This is a genomic window from Leclercia sp. G3L (assembly GCF_021117075.1).
GTDB classification, from domain to species: Bacteria; Pseudomonadota; Gammaproteobacteria; order Enterobacterales; family Enterobacteriaceae; genus Enterobacter; species Enterobacter adecarboxylatus_C.
Map to the genome: position 1 here is coordinate 1,585,065 of NZ_CP088265.1, position 17,588 is coordinate 1,602,652.

General features: G+C 50.8%; 32 protein-coding genes and 3 pseudogenes. 32 read left to right on the top strand and 3 right to left on the bottom strand.

All coding sequences use genetic code 11. The features are described 5' to 3' along the window. The first annotated feature begins 43 nt into the window (after positions 1–43). Both bfd and bfr read left to right on the top strand, forming a co-directional pair. Positions 44–238 (top strand): bacterioferritin-associated ferredoxin, encoded by a 195-nt coding sequence (bfd, locus tag LRS40_RS08905; protein ID WP_003863268.1) that lies wholly within the window; start codon positions 44–46, stop codon positions 236–238. Positions 239–308: 70 nt separating this feature from the next. Continuing rightward, positions 309–785, top strand: a complete 477-nt coding sequence (gene bfr, locus LRS40_RS08910; RefSeq protein WP_142487331.1) for a bacterioferritin — start codon at positions 309–311, stop codon at positions 783–785. On the opposite strand, the pseudogene LRS40_RS08915 reads toward bfr, so the two are convergent. From LRS40_RS08915 to LRS40_RS08925, 3 pseudogenes are all read right to left on the bottom strand, one after another. Next, positions 769–1,110, bottom strand: a pseudogene (locus tag LRS40_RS08915) (prepilin peptidase); the annotation flags it as partial. The gene bfr and the pseudogene LRS40_RS08915 overlap by 17 nt on opposite strands. 38 nt (positions 1,111–1,148) lie before the next feature. Continuing rightward, positions 1,149–2,357, bottom strand: a pseudogene (locus tag LRS40_RS08920) (IS3 family transposase). 78 nt (positions 2,358–2,435) lie between these two features. Then, positions 2,436–2,594, bottom strand: a pseudogene (locus LRS40_RS08925) (prepilin peptidase); the annotation flags it as partial. Positions 2,595–2,981: 387 nt separating this feature from the next. On the opposite strand from LRS40_RS08925, the gene rpsJ reads away from it, so the two are divergent. The 30 genes from rpsJ (at position 2,982) to zntR (ending at position 17,538) form a co-directional block, all read left to right on the top strand. After that, entirely contained in the window at positions 2,982–3,293 is a 312-nt protein-coding gene (gene rpsJ / locus LRS40_RS08930) for a 30S ribosomal protein S10 (RefSeq protein WP_001181005.1), read from the top strand. 32 nt (positions 3,294–3,325) lie between these two features. Beyond that, positions 3,326–3,955, top strand: coding sequence for a 50S ribosomal protein L3 (gene rplC / locus LRS40_RS08935; protein WP_016538466.1), 630 nt, complete (start codon positions 3,326–3,328; stop codon positions 3,953–3,955). A 10-nt stretch (positions 3,956–3,965) separates the two neighbouring features. Continuing rightward, on the top strand, positions 3,966–4,571 hold the full coding sequence (rplD, locus tag LRS40_RS08940; RefSeq protein WP_003031119.1) for a 50S ribosomal protein L4: 606 nt from the start codon (positions 3,966–3,968) through the stop codon (positions 4,569–4,571). After that, positions 4,568–4,870 carry a 50S ribosomal protein L23 gene (gene rplW, locus LRS40_RS08945; protein WP_004868363.1) on the top strand — a complete coding sequence of 101 codons (303 nt, stop codon included), beginning with the start codon at positions 4,568–4,570 and terminating at the stop codon, positions 4,868–4,870. Before rplD ends, rplW begins: the two co-directional genes overlap by 4 nt. Positions 4,871–4,887: 17 nt before the next feature. Then, complete coding sequence (gene rplB, locus LRS40_RS08950; RefSeq protein ID WP_000301869.1) at positions 4,888–5,709, top strand: 50S ribosomal protein L2; 822 nt, start codon at positions 4,888–4,890, stop codon at positions 5,707–5,709. 16 nt (positions 5,710–5,725) lie between these two features. After that, a complete protein-coding gene (rpsS, locus tag LRS40_RS08955; protein WP_001138115.1) occupies positions 5,726–6,004 on the top strand; it encodes a 30S ribosomal protein S19 in 279 nt (92 codons plus the stop codon). A 14-nt stretch (positions 6,005–6,018) separates the two neighbouring features. Then, complete coding sequence (gene rplV, locus LRS40_RS08960) at positions 6,019–6,351, top strand: 50S ribosomal protein L22 (protein ID WP_002919773.1); 333 nt, start codon at positions 6,019–6,021, stop codon at positions 6,349–6,351. A gap of 17 nt (positions 6,352–6,368) precedes the next feature. Continuing rightward, the gene (rpsC, locus tag LRS40_RS08965; RefSeq protein WP_000529945.1) at positions 6,369–7,070 is read left to right on the top strand and encodes a 30S ribosomal protein S3; all 702 of its coding nucleotides are present in this window, start codon (positions 6,369–6,371) and stop codon (positions 7,068–7,070) included. Between the two features lie 12 nt (positions 7,071–7,082). Continuing rightward, a complete protein-coding gene (rplP, locus tag LRS40_RS08970; RefSeq protein ID WP_002919759.1) occupies positions 7,083–7,493 on the top strand; it encodes a 50S ribosomal protein L16 in 411 nt (136 codons plus the stop codon). Then, on the top strand, positions 7,493–7,684 hold the full coding sequence (gene rpmC, locus LRS40_RS08975; RefSeq protein ID WP_032614707.1) for a 50S ribosomal protein L29: 192 nt from the start codon (positions 7,493–7,495) through the stop codon (positions 7,682–7,684). Before rplP ends, rpmC begins: the two co-directional genes overlap by 1 nt. Continuing rightward, complete coding sequence (rpsQ, locus tag LRS40_RS08980) at positions 7,684–7,938, top strand: 30S ribosomal protein S17 (protein WP_008503489.1); 255 nt, start codon at positions 7,684–7,686, stop codon at positions 7,936–7,938. Before rpmC ends, rpsQ begins: the two co-directional genes overlap by 1 nt. Positions 7,939–8,103: 165 nt before the next feature. Then, positions 8,104–8,475, top strand: a complete 372-nt coding sequence (rplN, locus tag LRS40_RS08985) for a 50S ribosomal protein L14 (protein WP_004160583.1) — start codon at positions 8,104–8,106, stop codon at positions 8,473–8,475. A gap of 10 nt (positions 8,476–8,485) precedes the next feature. Then, positions 8,486–8,800 carry a 50S ribosomal protein L24 gene (gene rplX / locus LRS40_RS08990; protein WP_003863287.1) on the top strand — a complete coding sequence of 105 codons (315 nt, stop codon included), beginning with the start codon at positions 8,486–8,488 and terminating at the stop codon, positions 8,798–8,800. A gap of 14 nt (positions 8,801–8,814) precedes the next feature. Beyond that, positions 8,815–9,354: a 50S ribosomal protein L5 gene (gene rplE / locus LRS40_RS08995; protein ID WP_032614703.1), complete on the top strand. Its 540-nt coding sequence runs from the start codon at positions 8,815–8,817 to the stop codon at positions 9,352–9,354. Between the two features lie 14 nt (positions 9,355–9,368). Beyond that, positions 9,369–9,674 (top strand): 30S ribosomal protein S14, encoded by a 306-nt coding sequence (rpsN, locus tag LRS40_RS09000; RefSeq protein ID WP_032614701.1) that lies wholly within the window; start codon positions 9,369–9,371, stop codon positions 9,672–9,674. Positions 9,675–9,704: 30 nt separating this feature from the next. Next, positions 9,705–10,097 carry a 30S ribosomal protein S8 gene (gene rpsH / locus LRS40_RS09005; protein ID WP_032614699.1) on the top strand — a complete coding sequence of 131 codons (393 nt, stop codon included), beginning with the start codon at positions 9,705–9,707 and terminating at the stop codon, positions 10,095–10,097. Positions 10,098–10,109: 12 nt separating this feature from the next. Continuing rightward, complete coding sequence (rplF, locus tag LRS40_RS09010) at positions 10,110–10,643, top strand: 50S ribosomal protein L6 (protein WP_142487329.1); 534 nt, start codon at positions 10,110–10,112, stop codon at positions 10,641–10,643. Positions 10,644–10,652: 9 nt separating this feature from the next. Then, on the top strand, positions 10,653–11,006 hold the full coding sequence (rplR, locus tag LRS40_RS09015; RefSeq protein WP_032614694.1) for a 50S ribosomal protein L18: 354 nt from the start codon (positions 10,653–10,655) through the stop codon (positions 11,004–11,006). 14 nt (positions 11,007–11,020) lie between these two features. Next, positions 11,021–11,521 carry a 30S ribosomal protein S5 gene (gene rpsE, locus LRS40_RS09020; protein ID WP_007369821.1) on the top strand — a complete coding sequence of 167 codons (501 nt, stop codon included), beginning with the start codon at positions 11,021–11,023 and terminating at the stop codon, positions 11,519–11,521. Positions 11,522–11,527: 6 nt separating this feature from the next. Further along, the gene (gene rpmD, locus LRS40_RS09025; RefSeq protein ID WP_003863301.1) at positions 11,528–11,707 is read left to right on the top strand and encodes a 50S ribosomal protein L30; all 180 of its coding nucleotides are present in this window, start codon (positions 11,528–11,530) and stop codon (positions 11,705–11,707) included. 3 nt (positions 11,708–11,710) lie between these two features. Then, positions 11,711–12,145 (top strand): 50S ribosomal protein L15, encoded by a 435-nt coding sequence (rplO, locus tag LRS40_RS09030; protein WP_032614692.1) that lies wholly within the window; start codon positions 11,711–11,713, stop codon positions 12,143–12,145. Between the two features lie 7 nt (positions 12,146–12,152). Further along, positions 12,153–13,484, top strand: coding sequence for a preprotein translocase subunit SecY (gene secY, locus LRS40_RS09035; RefSeq protein WP_231313551.1), 1,332 nt, complete (start codon positions 12,153–12,155; stop codon positions 13,482–13,484). 31 nt (positions 13,485–13,515) lie between these two features. After that, positions 13,516–13,632 (top strand): 50S ribosomal protein L36, encoded by a 117-nt coding sequence (gene rpmJ, locus LRS40_RS09040; RefSeq protein ID WP_000868187.1) that lies wholly within the window; start codon positions 13,516–13,518, stop codon positions 13,630–13,632. A gap of 146 nt (positions 13,633–13,778) precedes the next feature. Continuing rightward, positions 13,779–14,135 carry a 30S ribosomal protein S13 gene (rpsM, locus tag LRS40_RS09045; protein WP_003031135.1) on the top strand — a complete coding sequence of 119 codons (357 nt, stop codon included), beginning with the start codon at positions 13,779–13,781 and terminating at the stop codon, positions 14,133–14,135. Positions 14,136–14,151: 16 nt separating this feature from the next. Further along, a complete protein-coding gene (gene rpsK, locus LRS40_RS09050; RefSeq protein WP_003863312.1) occupies positions 14,152–14,541 on the top strand; it encodes a 30S ribosomal protein S11 in 390 nt (129 codons plus the stop codon). A gap of 34 nt (positions 14,542–14,575) precedes the next feature. Further along, entirely contained in the window at positions 14,576–15,196 is a 621-nt protein-coding gene (gene rpsD, locus LRS40_RS09055; RefSeq protein ID WP_032614687.1) for a 30S ribosomal protein S4, read from the top strand. 25 nt (positions 15,197–15,221) lie between these two features. Beyond that, positions 15,222–16,211, top strand: coding sequence for a DNA-directed RNA polymerase subunit alpha (rpoA, locus tag LRS40_RS09060; protein WP_002919219.1), 990 nt, complete (start codon positions 15,222–15,224; stop codon positions 16,209–16,211). A 40-nt stretch (positions 16,212–16,251) separates the two neighbouring features. After that, entirely contained in the window at positions 16,252–16,635 is a 384-nt protein-coding gene (gene rplQ / locus LRS40_RS09065; RefSeq protein ID WP_001216368.1) for a 50S ribosomal protein L17, read from the top strand. A gap of 106 nt (positions 16,636–16,741) precedes the next feature. Next, positions 16,742–17,110, top strand: coding sequence for a DUF1992 domain-containing protein (locus tag LRS40_RS09070; RefSeq protein WP_231313552.1), 369 nt, complete (start codon positions 16,742–16,744; stop codon positions 17,108–17,110). Between the two features lie 2 nt (positions 17,111–17,112). Continuing rightward, positions 17,113–17,538: a Zn(2+)-responsive transcriptional regulator gene (gene zntR, locus LRS40_RS09075; RefSeq protein ID WP_231313553.1), complete on the top strand. Its 426-nt coding sequence runs from the start codon at positions 17,113–17,115 to the stop codon at positions 17,536–17,538. Positions 17,539–17,588 lie beyond the last annotated feature (50 nt).

Consider the following 17,588-nt stretch of genomic DNA (forward strand, 5'->3'; position numbering starts at 1 on the left):
TATTCTCACTTACACTTTGCGCATATTTTGAACGGGAGTGGTTATGTACGTTTGCTTATGTAATGGTGTGAGTGATAAAAAAATTCGTCAGGCCGTTCGCCAGTTTCAACCACAATCTTTTCAGCAGCTGCGTAAGTTTGTTCCAGTGGGAAATCAATGCGGTAAGTGCGTTCGCGCTGCCCGTGAGATCATGCAGGACGAATTGATGCAGATCCCGGAATTCAAAGAGATTGCCTGAGGCTCGTTCTTTTTTTTGACATCCCTGTAGCCCCATCTACGCTTCAATAAGTGGAAGCGGAGGGACTAAAATGAAAGGTGATATTAAAATCATAAGTTATCTCAATAAATTATTGGGAAATGAGCTTGTCGCAATCAATCAATACTTTCTCCACGCGAGAATGTTCAAAAACTGGGGCCTGACTCGCCTCAACGATGTTGAATACCATGAATCCATTGATGAAATGAAACACGCCGATAAGTACATTGAGCGTATTTTGTTTCTTGAGGGGATCCCCAACCTGCAGGATCTCGGCAAGCTGGGTATCGGTGAAGACGTCGAAGAGATGCTGCGATCCGATCTGGCGCTGGAACTTGATGGAGCAAAAGATCTTCGTGAAGCTATCGCTTATGCGGATAGCGTTCACGATTACGTCAGCCGCGATATGATGATTCAGATCCTGGCCGATGAAGAAGGGCACATCGACTGGCTCGAAACTGAGCTGGATCTTATCGGTAAAATCGGCCTGCAAAATTACCTCCAGTCGCAGATTAAAGTGGAAAGCTGACCAGGCTTTCTCCACCTGTCATCAAACCTGCTGCCGCCATGAAAGGTCCAAAAGGCAGCGGGTTTTTTAATATCTGTTCCCGGGGTTTACACAGAGATAGTATCAAAAGATACAGTGTCGCCAGCAGGGCTGCCGATAATGCCAGAGCAGGAAGCACACACCAGCCATGCCATGCGCCCAGCGCTCCCAGATATTTCACGTCACCGTATCCCAGCCCTTCTCGTTTGCGTATCAATTTATAAGCCCAATAAATAATCGCGAAGCCGGCATATCCCGCGATCGCACCTAAGACTGCACTTGTCAGGAAATCGGGATGAAGACAGAGGTGATCTTGACCCGCCATCTCCGGACAGCTTTTGTATCTTAAGTTAACGATGTCCGCTGCCGCCGATATTCCCTCGGGGAGTGATATCCCAGCGCGCTGTGCGGGTGGTTTTCATTGTAATGTGTGAACGCTGCTGCAAGGTTTCGCAGGGCTGTTCTCACATCTGGTTTTGCCATGAACGCGATATAGTCTTCCTTCATCGTCTTCACGAACCGTTCGGCCATGCCATTGCTCTGCGGGCTGCTCACCGCTGTTGTACACGGCTCCAGATTCAGCTCTCTGGCGAACCTCCGCGTTTCATGCGCGGTATATGCTGAACCGTTATCCGTCAGCCATTGAACCGGTGTGGTCGGCAGCCCGTCGCCGAAGCGCTTTTCCACCGACCTCAGCATCACATCCTGCACCGTCGAACTGTCGTAGCCTCCCTGTGCTCGCTGCCCAGTCTATGGCTTCTCTGTCGCAGCAGTCCAGCGCGAACGTGACCCGCAGCTTCTCACCGTTGTCGCAGCCGAACTCGAAGCCATCTGAACACCAGCGCATATCGCTTTCTGCCACCGCGATTTTTGCCCTTATGTTCACGCTTCGACCGCTCTGGTTTGTCATGCAGTAACAGCAGATTATGCTCGCTCATAAGCCGGTAAAGCCGTTTGGCGTTCACGGGGGCAGTCCCTCTGTACGACGTTGCGTACGCAGGATGCCCCACACACGGCGATAGCCGTAACTGGGCATATCGCTGATGATATCGAGGATCTCTGACAGTATTTCAGCGTCTGCTTCGTCATCACGCCGGTTACAGCGCCTGTCCTGCCAGTCGGCAGAACGGTTAATTCGCAGTGACAGCTGCGCACGCGACACGCCCATGGTGCGGCTGACCAGGGCTATTCCCCGTCCTTTGGCAACAAGGGCGCGTGCGCTATCCATTTTCGCGACTGAGCGTACTCCACGGCTTCTTTCAGGATCTCAACTTCCATCGTCTTCTTGCCCAGCAGGCGCTGAAGCTCCCGGACCTGCTTCAGAGCAGCAGTAAGCTCAGAAGCTGGAACAACTTCTTCTCCGGCCGCAACGGCGGTGAGGCTGCCTTCCTGATATTGCTTCTTCCACTTAAACAGCAGGCTGGGCTGGATGCCATGCAGGCGGGCGACATGGGAGACATTCATGCCCGGCTCCATCGTCTGCTGGATAATGGCGATCTTCTCCTGAGGAGTTTTACGTTTACGGACTTCTTGTCCTAACAGGATCCCGGTCATCTCAAAATTGGCGTTAGTGTTAGACATATATTCAAGCCTATCTCTTATCTGGAGATACAGCTACTGTCTGGTGTTTCAGGGGGCTACATCAGGATGAAGACAGAGGTGATACAGCAGACCTGCCCAGAGAAGGGGACAGAGGTATTTGTCCGGAAGCAGATGCGAACGAATATCCTCTCGGACTAATAAACAGGTTAAAACCAGGTAGACAAACAGGAAGGGGAGGGTGGTGAGCATCGTTCATGGCCTCTATATAATGTGTGCGGCCATACTCCACTCAATCCGTAAGGTTAAACAAACCGCAAAACAAAACTCTGCGTAAAGCCTTCCCGACTATCGGCATGCCGCCGCAATATCACAAAATAATTACGAGCCACCACGCAAAACTGAACAGTGCCGTCTATTTCCTAAACGGGGCTTGCGTCCTGCCCAGATTTACGTATAATGCGCGGGCTTGTCGTAATTGACAGCTGGTTCAATCTGAACCCAGGCAACACTGTTTTTCGTTGCCTAACAATGCTCCCAATTGGGGGGCTACGTAAGAACGGTTACACTCTCCCATCAATCGTAATGGGTTTGAGTAGTAATCATTTTCGTTTATAAAATAATTGGAGCTCTGGTCTCATGCAGAACCAAAGAATCCGTATCCGTCTTAAAGCGTTTGATCATCGTCTGATCGATCAATCAACCGCGGAAATCGTCGAGACTGCTAAGCGCACTGGTGCGCAAGTCCGTGGTCCGATCCCGCTGCCGACCCGCAAAGAGCGCTTTACCGTTCTGATCTCTCCGCACGTTAACAAAGACGCGCGTGATCAGTACGAAATCCGCACTCACAAGCGTCTGGTTGACATCGTTGAGCCAACCGAGAAAACCGTTGATGCTCTGATGCGTCTGGATCTGGCTGCCGGTGTAGACGTGCAGATCAGCCTGGGTTAATCAGGTCATCGAGCGATTGAGAGGTTGATACAATGATTGGTTTAGTCGGTAAAAAAGTGGGCATGACCCGCATCTTCACTGAAGATGGCGTATCTATCCCAGTAACCGTAATCGAAGTTGAAGCAAACCGCGTTACTCAGGTTAAAGACCTGGCTAACGATGGCTACCGTGCCGTTCAGGTTACCACTGGTGCTAAAAAAGCTAACCGTGTAACCAAACCGGAAGCGGGTCACTTCGCTAAAGCTGGCGTTGAAGCTGGCCGTGGTCTGTGGGAATTCCGTCTTGCTGAAGGCGAAGAGTTCACCGTAGGTCAGGACATTAGCGTTGAGCTGTTTGCAGAAGTTAAAAAAGTTGACGTAACCGGTACCTCTAAAGGTAAAGGTTTTGCTGGTACCGTTAAGCGTTGGAACTTCCGTACTCAGGATGCCACGCACGGTAACTCCTTGTCCCACCGCGTTCCGGGTTCTATCGGTCAGAACCAGACTCCGGGCAAAGTGTTCAAAGGCAAGAAAATGGCAGGTCAGCTGGGTAACGAACGTGTGACCGTTCAGAGCCTGGACGTAGTACGTGTTGACGCTGAGCGCAACCTGCTGCTGGTTAAAGGTGCAGTTCCGGGTGCAACCGGTAGCGACCTGATCGTTAAACCAGCTGTGAAGGCGTAAGGGGATAGCAATGGAATTAGTATTGAAAGACGCGCAGAGCGCGCTGACTGTTTCCGAAACTACCTTCGGTCGTGATTTCAACGAAGCGCTGGTTCACCAGGTTGTTGTTGCTTATGCAGCTGGTGCTCGTCAGGGTACTCGTGCTCAGAAGACTCGTGCTGAAGTAACTGGTTCCGGCAAAAAGCCGTGGCGCCAGAAAGGTACCGGCCGTGCGCGTTCAGGTTCTATTAAGAGCCCGATCTGGCGTTCCGGTGGCGTGACCTTCGCTGCTCGCCCGCAGGACCACAGTCAAAAAGTTAACAAAAAGATGTACCGCGGCGCGCTGAAAAGCATCCTGTCCGAGCTGGTACGTCAGGATCGTCTGATCGTTGTCGAATCTTTCTCTGTAGAAGCGCCTAAAACTAAGCTGCTGGCACAGAAACTGAAAGACATGGCTCTGGAAGATGTGCTGATCATCACCGGTGAGCTGGACGAGAACCTGTTCCTGGCCGCACGTAACCTGCACAAGGTTGACGTACGCGATGCGACTGGTATCGACCCGGTTAGCCTGATCGCCTTCGACAAAGTCGTAATGACTGCTGATGCTGTTAAGCAAGTTGAGGAGATGCTGGCATGATTCGTGAAGAACGTCTGCTGAAGGTGCTTCGTGCACCGCACGTTTCTGAAAAAGCGTCTGCTGCGATGGAAAAAACAAACACCATCGTTCTCAAAGTTGCTAAAGACGCGACCAAAGCAGAAATCAAAGCTGCTGTGCAGAAACTGTTTGAAGTCGAAGTCGAAGTCGTTAACACCCTGGTAGTTAAAGGGAAAGTTAAACGTCACGGACAGCGTATCGGTCGTCGTAGCGACTGGAAAAAAGCTTACGTCACCCTGAAAGAAGGCCAGAACCTGGACTTCGTTGGCGGCGCTGAGTAAGTCGGAGGAGTAATACAATGGCAGTTGTTAAATGTAAACCGACATCTCCGGGTCGTCGCCACGTCGTTAAAGTGGTCAACCCAGAGCTGCACAAGGGCAAACCTTTTGCTCCGCTGGTTGAAAAAAACAGCAAATCCGGTGGTCGTAACAACAATGGCCGTATCACCACTCGTCACATCGGTGGTGGTCACAAGCAGGCTTACCGTATTGTTGACTTTAAACGCAACAAAGACGGTATCCCAGCTGTTGTTGAGCGTCTTGAGTACGATCCGAACCGTTCCGCGAACATCGCGCTGGTTCTGTACAAAGATGGTGAGCGCCGTTACATTCTGGCCCCTAAAGGCCTGAAAGCTGGCGACCAGATTCAGTCTGGCGTTGATGCTGCAATCAAAGCAGGTAACACCCTGCCGATGCGCAATATCCCGGTTGGTTCTACCGTTCATAACGTAGAAATGAAACCAGGTAAAGGCGGTCAGCTGGCACGTTCCGCTGGTACTTACGTTCAGATCGTTGCGCGCGATGGTGCTTATGTCACTCTGCGTCTGCGTTCTGGTGAAATGCGTAAAGTCGAAGCAGACTGCCGCGCTACCCTGGGCGAAGTTGGCAATGCTGAGCATATGCTGCGCGTTCTGGGTAAAGCAGGTGCTGCACGCTGGCGTGGTGTTCGTCCTACCGTTCGCGGTACTGCGATGAACCCAGTCGACCACCCACATGGTGGTGGTGAAGGTCGTAACTTTGGTAAGCACCCGGTAACTCCGTGGGGCGTTCAGACCAAAGGTAAGAAGACCCGCAGCAACAAGCGTACTGATAAATTTATCGTACGTCGCCGTAGCAAATAATATTAGAGGATAAGCCATGCCACGTTCTCTCAAGAAAGGTCCTTTTATTGACCTGCACTTGCTGAAGAAGGTAGAGAAAGCGGTGGAAAGCGGAGACAAGAAGCCCCTGCGCACTTGGTCCCGTCGTTCAACGATCTTTCCTAACATGATCGGTTTGACCATCGCTGTCCATAATGGTCGTCAGCACGTTCCAGTCTTTGTTTCCGACGAAATGGTCGGTCACAAACTGGGTGAATTCGCACCGACTCGTACTTATCGCGGCCATGCTGCTGATAAAAAAGCGAAGAAGAAATAAGGTAGGAGGAAGAGATGGAAACTTTAGCTCAACATCGCCATGCTCGTTCTTCTGCTCAGAAGGTTCGCCTTGTTGCTGACCTGATTCGCGGTAAGAAAGTGTCGCAGGCCCTGGACATCCTGACCTATACCAACAAGAAAGCTGCGGTATTGGTTAAGAAGGTACTGGAATCTGCCATTGCTAACGCTGAACACAACGATGGCGCTGACATTGACGATCTGAAAGTCGCGAAAATCTTCGTAGACGAAGGCCCAAGCATGAAGCGCATTATGCCGCGTGCGAAAGGTCGTGCAGATCGCATCCTGAAGCGCACCAGCCACATTACTGTGGTTGTGTCCGATCGCTGAGACTCTGGAGACTAGCAATGGGTCAGAAAGTACATCCTAATGGTATTCGCCTGGGTATTGTAAAACCATGGAACTCAACCTGGTTTGCGAACACCAAAGAATTCGCTGACAACCTGGACAGCGATTTTAAAGTACGTCAGTACCTGACTAAGGAACTGGCTAAAGCGTCTGTATCTCGTATCGTTATCGAGCGTCCAGCTAAGAGCATCCGTGTGACCATTCACACCGCTCGTCCTGGCATCGTTATCGGTAAGAAAGGCGAAGACGTAGAAAAACTGCGCAAGGTCGTAGCGGATATCGCTGGCGTTCCTGCACAGATCAATATCGCTGAAGTTCGTAAGCCTGAACTGGACGCTAAATTGGTTGCTGACAGCATCACTTCACAGCTGGAACGTCGCGTTATGTTCCGTCGTGCTATGAAGCGTGCTGTACAGAACGCAATGCGTCTGGGCGCTAAAGGTATCAAAGTTGAAGTTAGCGGCCGTCTGGGCGGCGCGGAAATCGCACGTACCGAATGGTACCGCGAAGGTCGCGTACCGCTGCACACTCTGCGTGCTGACATCGACTACAACACCTCTGAAGCGCACACCACTTACGGTGTAATCGGCGTTAAGGTATGGATCTTCAAAGGTGAGATCCTGGGTGGTATGGCTGCTGTTGAACAACCGGAAAAACCGGCTGCTCAACCTAAAAAGCAGCAGCGTAAAGGCCGTAAATAAGGAGCGTCGCTGATGTTACAACCAAAGCGTACAAAATTCCGTAAAGTGCACAAAGGCCGCAACCGTGGTCTGGCGCAGGGTACGGATGTTAGCTTCGGCACTTTCGGTCTGAAAGCTGTTGGCCGTGGTCGTCTGACTGCACGTCAGATCGAAGCAGCACGTCGTGCTATGACCCGTGCAGTTAAGCGTCAAGGTAAAATTTGGATCCGTGTATTCCCGGACAAACCAATTACCGAGAAGCCGCTGGAAGTTCGTATGGGTAAAGGTAAAGGTAACGTGGAGTACTGGGTTGCCTTGATCCAACCGGGCAAAGTCCTGTATGAAATGGACGGTGTTCCGGAAGAGCTGGCCCGTGAAGCCTTCGGCCTGGCAGCAGCGAAACTGCCTATCAAAACCACCTTTGTAACTAAGACGGTGATGTAATGAAAGCAAATGAGCTGCGTGAAAAAAGCGTAGAAGAGCTGAACGCTGAGCTGCTGAACCTGCTGCGTGAGCAGTTCAACCTGCGTATGCAGGCTGCAAGTGGCCAGCTGCAACAGACTCACCTGCTGAAGCAGGTTCGTCGTGATGTTGCACGCGTTAAGACTTTACTGACTCAGAAGGCGGGTGCGTAATGACCGATAAAATCCGTACTCTGCAAGGTCGTGTTGTTAGCGACAAAATGGAGAAATCCATCGTTGTAGCTATCGAACGTATTGTGAAACACCCGATCTACGGTAAATTCATCAAGCGTACGACCAAACTGCACGTACATGACGAGAACAACGAATGTGGTATCGGCGACAAGGTTGAAATCCGTGAATGCCGTCCACTGTCCAAGACTAAGTCCTGGACGCTGGTTCGCGTTGTAGAGAAAGCGGTTCTGTAATAGAGTAGCCTTCTCGATACGAATAAACGGCTCAGCAATGAGCCGTTTATTTTTTCTACCCATATTGCAGAAGCGGTGTTATAATGCCGCGCCCTCGATATGGGGCTTTTTAACGGCTCTGATTTTAGAGTCTCAGGTAGTAGTTGACATTAGCGGAGCACTGAAATGATCCAAGAACAGACTATGCTGAACGTCGCCGACAACTCCGGTGCACGTCGCGTAATGTGTATCAAGGTTCTGGGTGGCTCGCACCGTCGCTACGCAGGCGTAGGCGACATCATCAAGATCACCATCAAGGAAGCAATTCCACGTGGTAAGGTCAAAAAAGGTGATGTGCTGAAAGCGGTAGTGGTGCGCACCAGGAAGGGTGTTCGTCGCCCTGACGGTTCTGTCATTCGCTTCGATGGTAATGCATGCGTTATTTTAAACAATAACAGCGAGCAGCCTATCGGCACGCGTATCTTTGGGCCGGTAACTCGTGAACTTCGTACTGAAAAGTTCATGAAAATTATCTCTCTGGCACCAGAAGTACTCTAAGGAGCGAATCATGGCAGCGAAAATCCGTCGTGATGACGAAGTTATCGTGTTAACCGGTAAAGATAAAGGTAAACGCGGTAAAGTAAAAAATGTTCTGTCTTCCGGCAAACTCGTCGTTGAAGGTATCAACCTGGTTAAGAAACATCAGAAGCCGGTTCCGGCCCTGAACCAGCCAGGTGGCATCGTTGAAAAAGAAGCTGCAATTCAGGTTTCTAACGTTGCAATCTTCAATGCGGCAACCGGCAAGGCTGACCGTGTAGGCTTTAGATTCGAAGACGGCAAAAAAGTCCGTTTCTTCAAGTCTAACAGCGAAACTATCAAGTAATTTGGAGTAGTACGATGGCGAAACTGCATGATTACTACAAAGACGAAGTAGTTAACAAACTCATGACTGAGTTTAACTACAATTCTGTCATGCAAGTCCCTCGGGTCGAGAAGATCACCCTGAACATGGGTGTTGGTGAAGCGATCGCTGACAAGAAACTGCTGGATAACGCAGCAGCTGATCTGACAGCAATCTCCGGTCAAAAACCGCTGATCACCAAAGCACGCAAATCTGTTGCAGGCTTCAAAATCCGTCAGGGCTATCCGATCGGCTGTAAAGTAACTCTGCGTGGCGAACGCATGTGGGAGTTCCTTGAGCGCCTGATCTCTATTGCTGTTCCACGTATCCGTGACTTCCGTGGCCTGTCCGCTAAGTCTTTCGACGGTCGTGGCAACTACAGCATGGGTGTCCGTGAGCAGATCATCTTCCCAGAGATCGACTACGATAAAGTCGACCGCGTGCGTGGTTTGGATATTACCATTACCACTACTGCGAACTCTGACGAAGAAGGCCGCGCTCTGCTGGCTGCGTTTGACTTCCCGTTCCGCAAGTAAGGTAGGGTTACTGAATGGCTAAGCAATCAATGAAAGCACGCGAAGTAAAGCGCGTAGCTTTAGCTGATAAATTCTTCGCTAAACGCGCTGAACTGAAAGCGATCATTTCTGATGTGAACGCTTCCGACGAAGATCGTTGGAATGCTGTTCTCAAGCTGCAGTCTCTGCCGCGTGATTCCAGCCCGTCTCGTCAGCGTAACCGCTGTCGTCAAACAGGTCGTCCACATGGTTTCGTGGGCAAGTTCGGGTTGAGCCGTATCAAACTGCGTGAAGCCGCCATGCGCGGTGAAGTACCAGGCTTGAAAAAGGCTAGCTGGTAATTACCAATTGAATCACGGGAGTAAAGACAGATGAGCATGCAAGATCCGATCGCGGATATGCTGACCCGTATCCGTAACGGTCAGGCCGCGAACAAAGTTGCGGTCACCATGCCTTCCGCCAAGCTGAAAGTGGCAATTGCCAACGTGCTGAAGGAAGAAGGTTTTATCGAAGATTTTAAAGTTGAAGGCGACACCAAGCCGGAACTGGAACTTACTCTTAAGTATTTCCAGGGTAAAGCTGTTGTAGAAAGCATTCAGCGTGTCAGCCGCCCAGGCCTGCGCATCTATAAGAAAAAAGATGAGCTGCCAAAAGTTATGGCCGGCATGGGTATCGCAGTTGTTTCTACCTCTAAAGGTGTTATGACTGATCGTGCAGCGCGCCAAGCTGGTCTTGGTGGCGAAATTATCTGCTACGTAGCCTAATCGGAGGAAAAAATGTCTCGTGTTGCTAAAGCACCGGTCGTTATTCCTGCCGGCGTTGATGTAAAAATCGACGGTCAGGTTATTACGATCAAAGGTAAAAATGGCGAGCTGACTCGTACCCTCAACGATGCTGTTGAAGTTAATCATGCAGACAATGCTCTGACCTTCGGCCCACGTACTGGTTACGTTGATGGCTGGGCTCAGGCAGGTACCGCGCGTGCCCTGCTGAACTCAATGGTTGTTGGTGTTACCGAAGGCTTCACTAAAAAGCTTCAGCTGGTTGGTGTAGGTTATCGTGCAGCGATCAAAGGGAATGCAGTAGGCCTGTCTCTGGGCTTCTCACACCCTGTTGAGCATCCGCTGCCGGCCGGTATCACTGCAGAATGCCCGACTCAGACTGAAATCGTGCTGAAAGGCGCTGATAAACAGCTGATCGGTCAGGTTGCAGCAGATCTGCGCGCCTACCGTCGTCCTGAGCCTTACAAAGGCAAGGGTGTTCGTTACGCCGACGAAGTCGTGCGTACCAAAGAGGCTAAGAAGAAGTAAGGTAACACTATGGATAAGAAATCTGCTCGTATCCGTCGTGCGACCCGCGCACGCCGCAAGCTCAAAGAGCTGGGTGCAACTCGCCTGGTGGTACATCGTACCCCGCGTCATATTTACGCACAGGTAATTGCACCAAACGGTTCTGAAGTTCTGGTAGCTGCTTCTACTGTAGAAAAAGCTATTACTGAACAATTGAAGTACACCGGTAACAAAGACGCCGCTGCAGCTGTAGGTAAAGCTGTTGCTGAACGCGCTCTGGAAAAAGGCATCACAGTTGTGTCCTTTGACCGTTCCGGGTTCCAATATCATGGTCGCGTCCAGGCACTGGCAGATGCTGCCCGTGAAGCTGGCCTTCAGTTCTAAGGTAGAGGTGTAAGATGGCTCACATCGAAAAACAGGCTGGCGAACTGCAGGAAAAGCTGATCGCGGTTAACCGCGTATCTAAAACCGTTAAAGGTGGTCGTATTTTCTCCTTCACAGCTCTGACTGTTGTTGGTGATGGTAATGGCCGCGTTGGTTTTGGTTACGGTAAAGCGCGTGAAGTTCCAGCAGCGATCCAGAAAGCGATGGAAAAAGCCCGTCGCAATATGATTAACGTCGCGCTGAACCACGGCACCCTGCAGCACCCAGTTAAGGGTACTCACACGGGTTCTCGTGTCTTCATGCAGCCAGCTTCCGAAGGTACCGGTATCATCGCCGGTGGTGCAATGCGCGCCGTTCTGGAAGTTGCTGGAGTTCATAACGTTCTGGCTAAAGCATATGGTTCCACCAACCCGATCAACGTGGTTCGTGCAACTATTGATGGCCTGGAAAATATGAAATCTCCAGAAATGGTCGCTGCCAAGCGTGGTAAATCCGTTGAAGAAATTCTGGGGTAATTGACCATGGCAAAGACTATTAAAATTACACAAACCCGCAGTGCAATCGGACGTCTGCCGAAACACAAGGCAACGCTGCTTGGCCTGGGTCTGCGTCGTATTGGTCATACCGTTGAGCGCGAGGATACTCCTGCTGTTCGTGGTATGGTCAACGCGGTTTACTTCATGGTTAAAGTTGAGGAGTAAGAGATGCGTTTAAATACTCTGTCTCCGGCCGAAGGCTCTAAAAAGGCGGGTAAACGCCTGGGTCGTGGTATCGGTTCTGGCCTCGGCAAAACCGGTGGTCGTGGTCACAAAGGTCAGAACTCTCGTTCTGGCGGTGGCGTACGTCGCGGTTTCGAGGGTGGCCAGATGCCACTGTACCGTCGTCTGCCGAAGTTCGGCTTCACCTCTCGCAAATCAGCGATCACAGCCGAAGTTCGTCTGTCTGACCTGGCGAAAGTTGAAGGCGGCGTTGTAGACCTGAACACGCTGAAAGCAGCAAACATTATCGGTATCCAGATCGAGTTCGCGAAAGTGATCCTGGCTGGTGAAGTTTCTACTCCGGTAACTGTTCGTGGCCTGCGTGTTACTAAAGGTGCTCGTGCTGCTATCGAAGCTGCTGGCGGTAAAATCGAGGAATAAGTAGCAGATGGCTAAACAACCGGGATTAGATTTTCAAAGTGCCAAAGGTGGCTTAGGCGAGCTGAAACGCAGACTGTTGTTTGTAATCGGTGCGCTTATTGTGTTCCGTATTGGCTCTTTTATTCCGATCCCTGGTATTGATGCCGCTGTACTTGCCAAACTGCTTGAGCAACAGCGTGGCACCATCATTGAAATGTTTAACATGTTCTCTGGTGGTGCTCTCAGCCGTGCTTCAATCTTTGCATTGGGTATCATGCCGTACATTTCGGCATCGATCATTATCCAGCTGCTGACGGTCGTTCATCCGACCCTGGCAGAGCTGAAGAAAGAAGGGGAGTCTGGTCGTCGTAAGATCAGCCAGTACACCCGTTACGGCACTCTGGTGCTGGCAATATTCCAGTCGATCGGTATTGCTACCGGTCTACCGAATATGCCTGGTATGCATGGCCTGGTTATTAACCCAGGCTTTGCATTCTATTTCACCGCTGTTGTAAGTCTGGTCTCAGGAACCATGTTCCTGATGTGGCTCGGCGAACAAATTACTGAACGTGGTATCGGTAACGGTATTTCGATCATTATTTTCGCTGGTATCGTTGCGGGACTCCCGCCAGCCATTGCCCATACTATCGAGCAAGCGCGTCAAGGCGACCTGCACTTCCTCCTGTTGCTGTTGGTTGCAGTATTAGTATTTGCAGTGACGTTCTTTGTTATCTTCGTTGAACGTGGTCAACGCCGCATTGTGGTAAACTACGCAAAACGTCAGCAAGGTCGTCGTGTCTATGCTGCACAGAGCACACATTTACCGCTGAAAGTGAATATGGCAGGGGTAATCCCGGCAATCTTCGCTTCCAGTATTATTCTGTTCCCGGCGACCATCGCGTCATGGTTCGGGGGCGGGACTGGTTGGAACTGGCTGACAACAATTTCGCTGTATTTGCAGCCTGGGCAACCACTTTATGTGTTACTCTATGCGTCTGCGATCATCTTCTTCTGTTTCTTCTACACGGCGTTGGTCTTCAACCCGCGTGAAACAGCAGATAACCTGAAGAAGTCCGGTGCATTTGTACCAGGAATTCGTCCGGGAGAGCAAACGGCGAAGTATATCGATAAAGTAATGACTCGCCTGACTTTGGTTGGTGCGCTTTATATTACTTTTATCTGCCTGATCCCGGAGTTCATGCGTGATGCAATGAAAGTACCGTTCTACTTTGGTGGGACTTCACTGCTTATCGTTGTTGTCGTGATTATGGACTTTATGGCTCAAGTGCAAACTCTGATGATGTCAAGTCAGTACGAGTCTGCATTGAAGAAGGCGAACCTGAAAGGCTACGGCCGCTAACAGGGCGCCCGAGAAGTTACGGAGAGTAAAAATGAAAGTTCGTGCTTCCGTCAAGAAATTATGCCGTAACTGCAAAATCGTTAAGCGTGATGGTGTCATCCGTGTGATTTGCAGTGCCGAGCCGAAGCATAAACAGCGCCAAGGCTGATTATTTCGCATATTTTTCTTGCAAAGTTGGGTTGAGCTGGCTAGATTAGCCAGCCAATCTTTTGTATGTCTGTACGTTTCCATTTGAGTATCCTGAAAACGGGCTTTTCAGCATGGTGCGTACATATTAAATAGTAGGAGTGCATAGTGGCCCGTATAGCAGGCATTAACATTCCTGATCAGAAACATGCTGTGATCGCATTAACTTCGATCTACGGCGTCGGCAAGACCCGTTCCAAAGCCATTCTGGCTGCAGCGGGTATCGCTGAAGATGTTAAGATCAGTGAGCTGTCTGAAGAACAAATCGACACGCTGCGTGACGAAGTTGCCAAATTTGTCGTTGAAGGTGATCTGCGCCGTGAAGTTAGCATGAGCATCAAGCGCCTTATGGATCTTGGTTGCTATCGCGGTTTGCGTCATCGTCGTGGTCTCCCGGTTCGCGGCCAGCGTACCAAGACCAACGCACGTACCCGTAAGGGTCCGCGCAAACCGATCAAGAAATAATCGGGGTGATTGAATAATGGCAAAGGCACCAGTTCGTGCACGTAAGCGTGTAAGAAAACAAGTCTCTGACGGCGTGGCTCATATCCATGCTTCTTTCAACAACACCATCGTTACTATTACTGATCGTCAGGGTAACGCACTGGGTTGGGCAACAGCCGGTGGTTCCGGTTTCCGTGGTTCACGCAAATCAACTCCGTTCGCAGCTCAGGTTGCAGCAGAGCGTTGCGCTGAAGCCGTAAAAGAATACGGCATCAAGAATCTGGAAGTTATGGTAAAAGGTCCGGGTCCGGGTCGCGAATCTACTGTTCGTGCTCTGAACGCCGCTGGTTTCCGCATCACTAATATTACTGATGTGACTCCGATCCCTCATAACGGTTGTCGTCCGCCGAAAAAACGTCGCGTATAACGCGTTCGTTTTCTAGGATTGTTGGAGATAGAAAATGGCAAGATATTTGGGTCCTAAGCTCAAGCTGAGCCGTCGTGAGGGCACCGACTTATTCCTTAAGTCTGGCGTTCGCGCGATCGATACCAAGTGTAAAATTGAACAAGCTCCTGGCCAGCACGGTGCGCGTAAACCGCGTCTGTCTGACTATGGTGTGCAGTTGCGTGAAAAGCAGAAAGTTCGCCGTATGTACGGTGTGCTGGAGCGTCAGTTCCGTAACTACTATAAAGAAGCAGCACGTCTGAAAGGCAACACCGGTGAAAACCTGTTGGCTCTGCTGGAAGGTCGTCTGGACAACGTTGTATACCGTATGGGCTTTGGCGCCACTCGTGCTGAAGCACGTCAGATGGTTAGCCATAAAGCAATCATGGTAAACGGTCGTGTTGTTAACATCGCTTCTTATCAGGTTAAAGCGAATGACGTTGTTAGCATTCGTGAGAAAGCGAAAAAGCAATCTCGCGTGAAAGCCGCTCTGGAGCTGGCTGAGCAGCGTGAAAAGCCAACCTGGCTGGAAGTTGATGCTGGCAAGATGGAAGGTACGTTCAAGCGTCAGCCGGAACGTTCTGATCTGTCTGCGGACATTAACGAACACCTGATCGTCGAGCTTTACTCCAAGTAAAGCTTAGTACCAAAGAGAGGACACAATGCAGGGTTCTGTGACAGAGTTTCTAAAACCGCGCCTGGTAGATATCGAGCAAGTGAGTTCGACGCACGCCAAGGTGACCCTTGAGCCTTTAGAGCGTGGCTTTGGCCATACTCTGGGTAACGCACTGCGCCGTATTCTGCTCTCATCGATGCCGGGTTGCGCGGTGACCGAGGTTGAGATTGATGGTGTACTTCATGAGTACAGCACCAAAGAAGGCGTTCAGGAAGATATCCTTGAAATCCTGCTCAACCTGAAAGGGCTGGCGGTGAGAGTTCAGGGTAAAGATGAAGTTATTCTTACTCTGAATAAATCTGGCATTGGCCCTGTGACTGCAGCCGATATCACCCACGACGGTGATGTCGAAATCGTCAAGCCGCAGCACGTGATCTGCCACCTGACCGATGAGAACGCAGCTATTAGCATGCGTATCAAAGTTCAGCGCGGTCGTGGTTATGTGCCGGCTTCTGCCCGAATTCATTCGGAAGAAGATGAGCGCCCAATCGGCCGTCTGCTGGTCGACGCATGCTACAGCCCTGTAGAGCGTATTGCCTACAATGTTGAAGCAGCGCGTGTAGAACAGCGTACCGACCTGGACAAGCTGGTCATCGAAATGGAAACCAACGGCACAATCGATCCTGAAGAGGCGATTCGTCGTGCGGCAACCATCCTGGCAGAACAACTGGAAGCTTTCGTTGACTTACGTGATGTACGTCAGCCGGAAGTGAAAGAAGAGAAACCAGAATTCGATCCGATCCTGCTGCGCCCTGTTGACGATCTGGAATTGACTGTCCGCTCTGCTAACTGCCTCAAGGCAGAAGCTATCCACTATATCGGTGATCTGGTACAGCGTACCGAGGTTGAGTTGCTGAAAACGCCGAACCTGGGTAAAAAATCTCTTACCGAGATTAAAGACGTGCTGGCTTCACGTGGTCTGTCTCTGGGCATGCGCCTGGAAAACTGGCCACCGGCAAGCATTGCTGACGAGTAACCGGATCACAGGTTAAGGTTTTACTGAGAAGGATAAGGTCATGCGCCATCGTAAGAGTGGTCGTCAACTGAACCGCAACAGCAGCCATCGCCAGGCTATGTTCCGCAACATGGCAGGTTCACTGGTTCGTCATGAAATCATCAAGACGACCCTGCCTAAAGCGAAAGAGCTGCGTCGCGTAGTTGAGCCGCTGATTACTCTTGCCAAGACTGACAGCGTTGCTAATCGTCGTCTGGCATTCGCCCGTACTCGTGATAACGAGATCGTGGCAAAACTGTTTAACGAACTGGGCCCGCGTTTCGCGAGCCGTGCCGGTGGTTACACTCGTATTCTGAAGTGTGGCTTCCGTGCAGGCGACAACGCGCCGATGGCTTACATCGAGCTGGTTGATCGTTCAGAGAAAGCAGAAGCTGCTGCAGAGTAATCTGTAGTAACGTAAAAAAACCCGCCCCGGCGGGTTTTTTTATATCTACTGGATCCCCACTTTCCTACAATAGTTATATTCTTTCCATTCTCTGCGGAGTTTTGCTATGTGGTTACTCGACCAGTGGGCAGAACGACACATTCTTGATGCCCAACGCCAGGGCGAGTTTGATAACCTGCCCGGAAGTGGCCAAGCGCTGATACTGGACGATGATTCACATGTTCCTCCTGAACTGCGGTCAGGCTATCGGATGTTGAAAAATGCAGGTTGCCTGCCGCCAGAGCTTGAGCACCGTAAAGAGGCGGTTGAGCTTGCCCAATTACTTAATACGGTCAGTCAGGGCTCTGCCGAGCACATGGAGTACAGCCGTCGTCTCACGCTTCTCGAGCTTAAGCTTCGACAGGCGGGCGTGAGTACAGAATTCCTTCACGGCGACTACGCTGATCGGTTAGCGCAAAAAATGAGTGAGGACTAACGATGTATCGTATTGGTGAAATTGCGAAGCTGGCTGACGTCACGCCTGACACCATTCGTTATTACGAAAAGCAGCAGATGATGGAGCATGAGGTACGCACTGAAGGGGGCTTTCGGCTGTATACCGATAAGGATCTTCATCGTCTGAAATTTATTCGCCATGCCCGACAGCTGGGATTTACCCTGGAGTCGATCCGCGAGCTGTTGTCGATCCGCATCGATCCTGAACATCATACCTGCCAGGAATCAAAAAGCATTGTGCAGGCGAGGCTGAGTGAAGTCGAAGCGCGCATTGAAGAGTTACAAACGATGCGTCTGTCTCTGCAGTGGCTGAACGATGCCTGTTGTGGCACTGCGCACAGCAGCGTTTACTGCTCCATCCTTGAAACACTTGAACAAGGTGCAAATGGAGGAGCGCACGGCTGTTGATTTTATTGCCAACGACTTCTACACTTGCGTCGATTTACATTATACCGGAG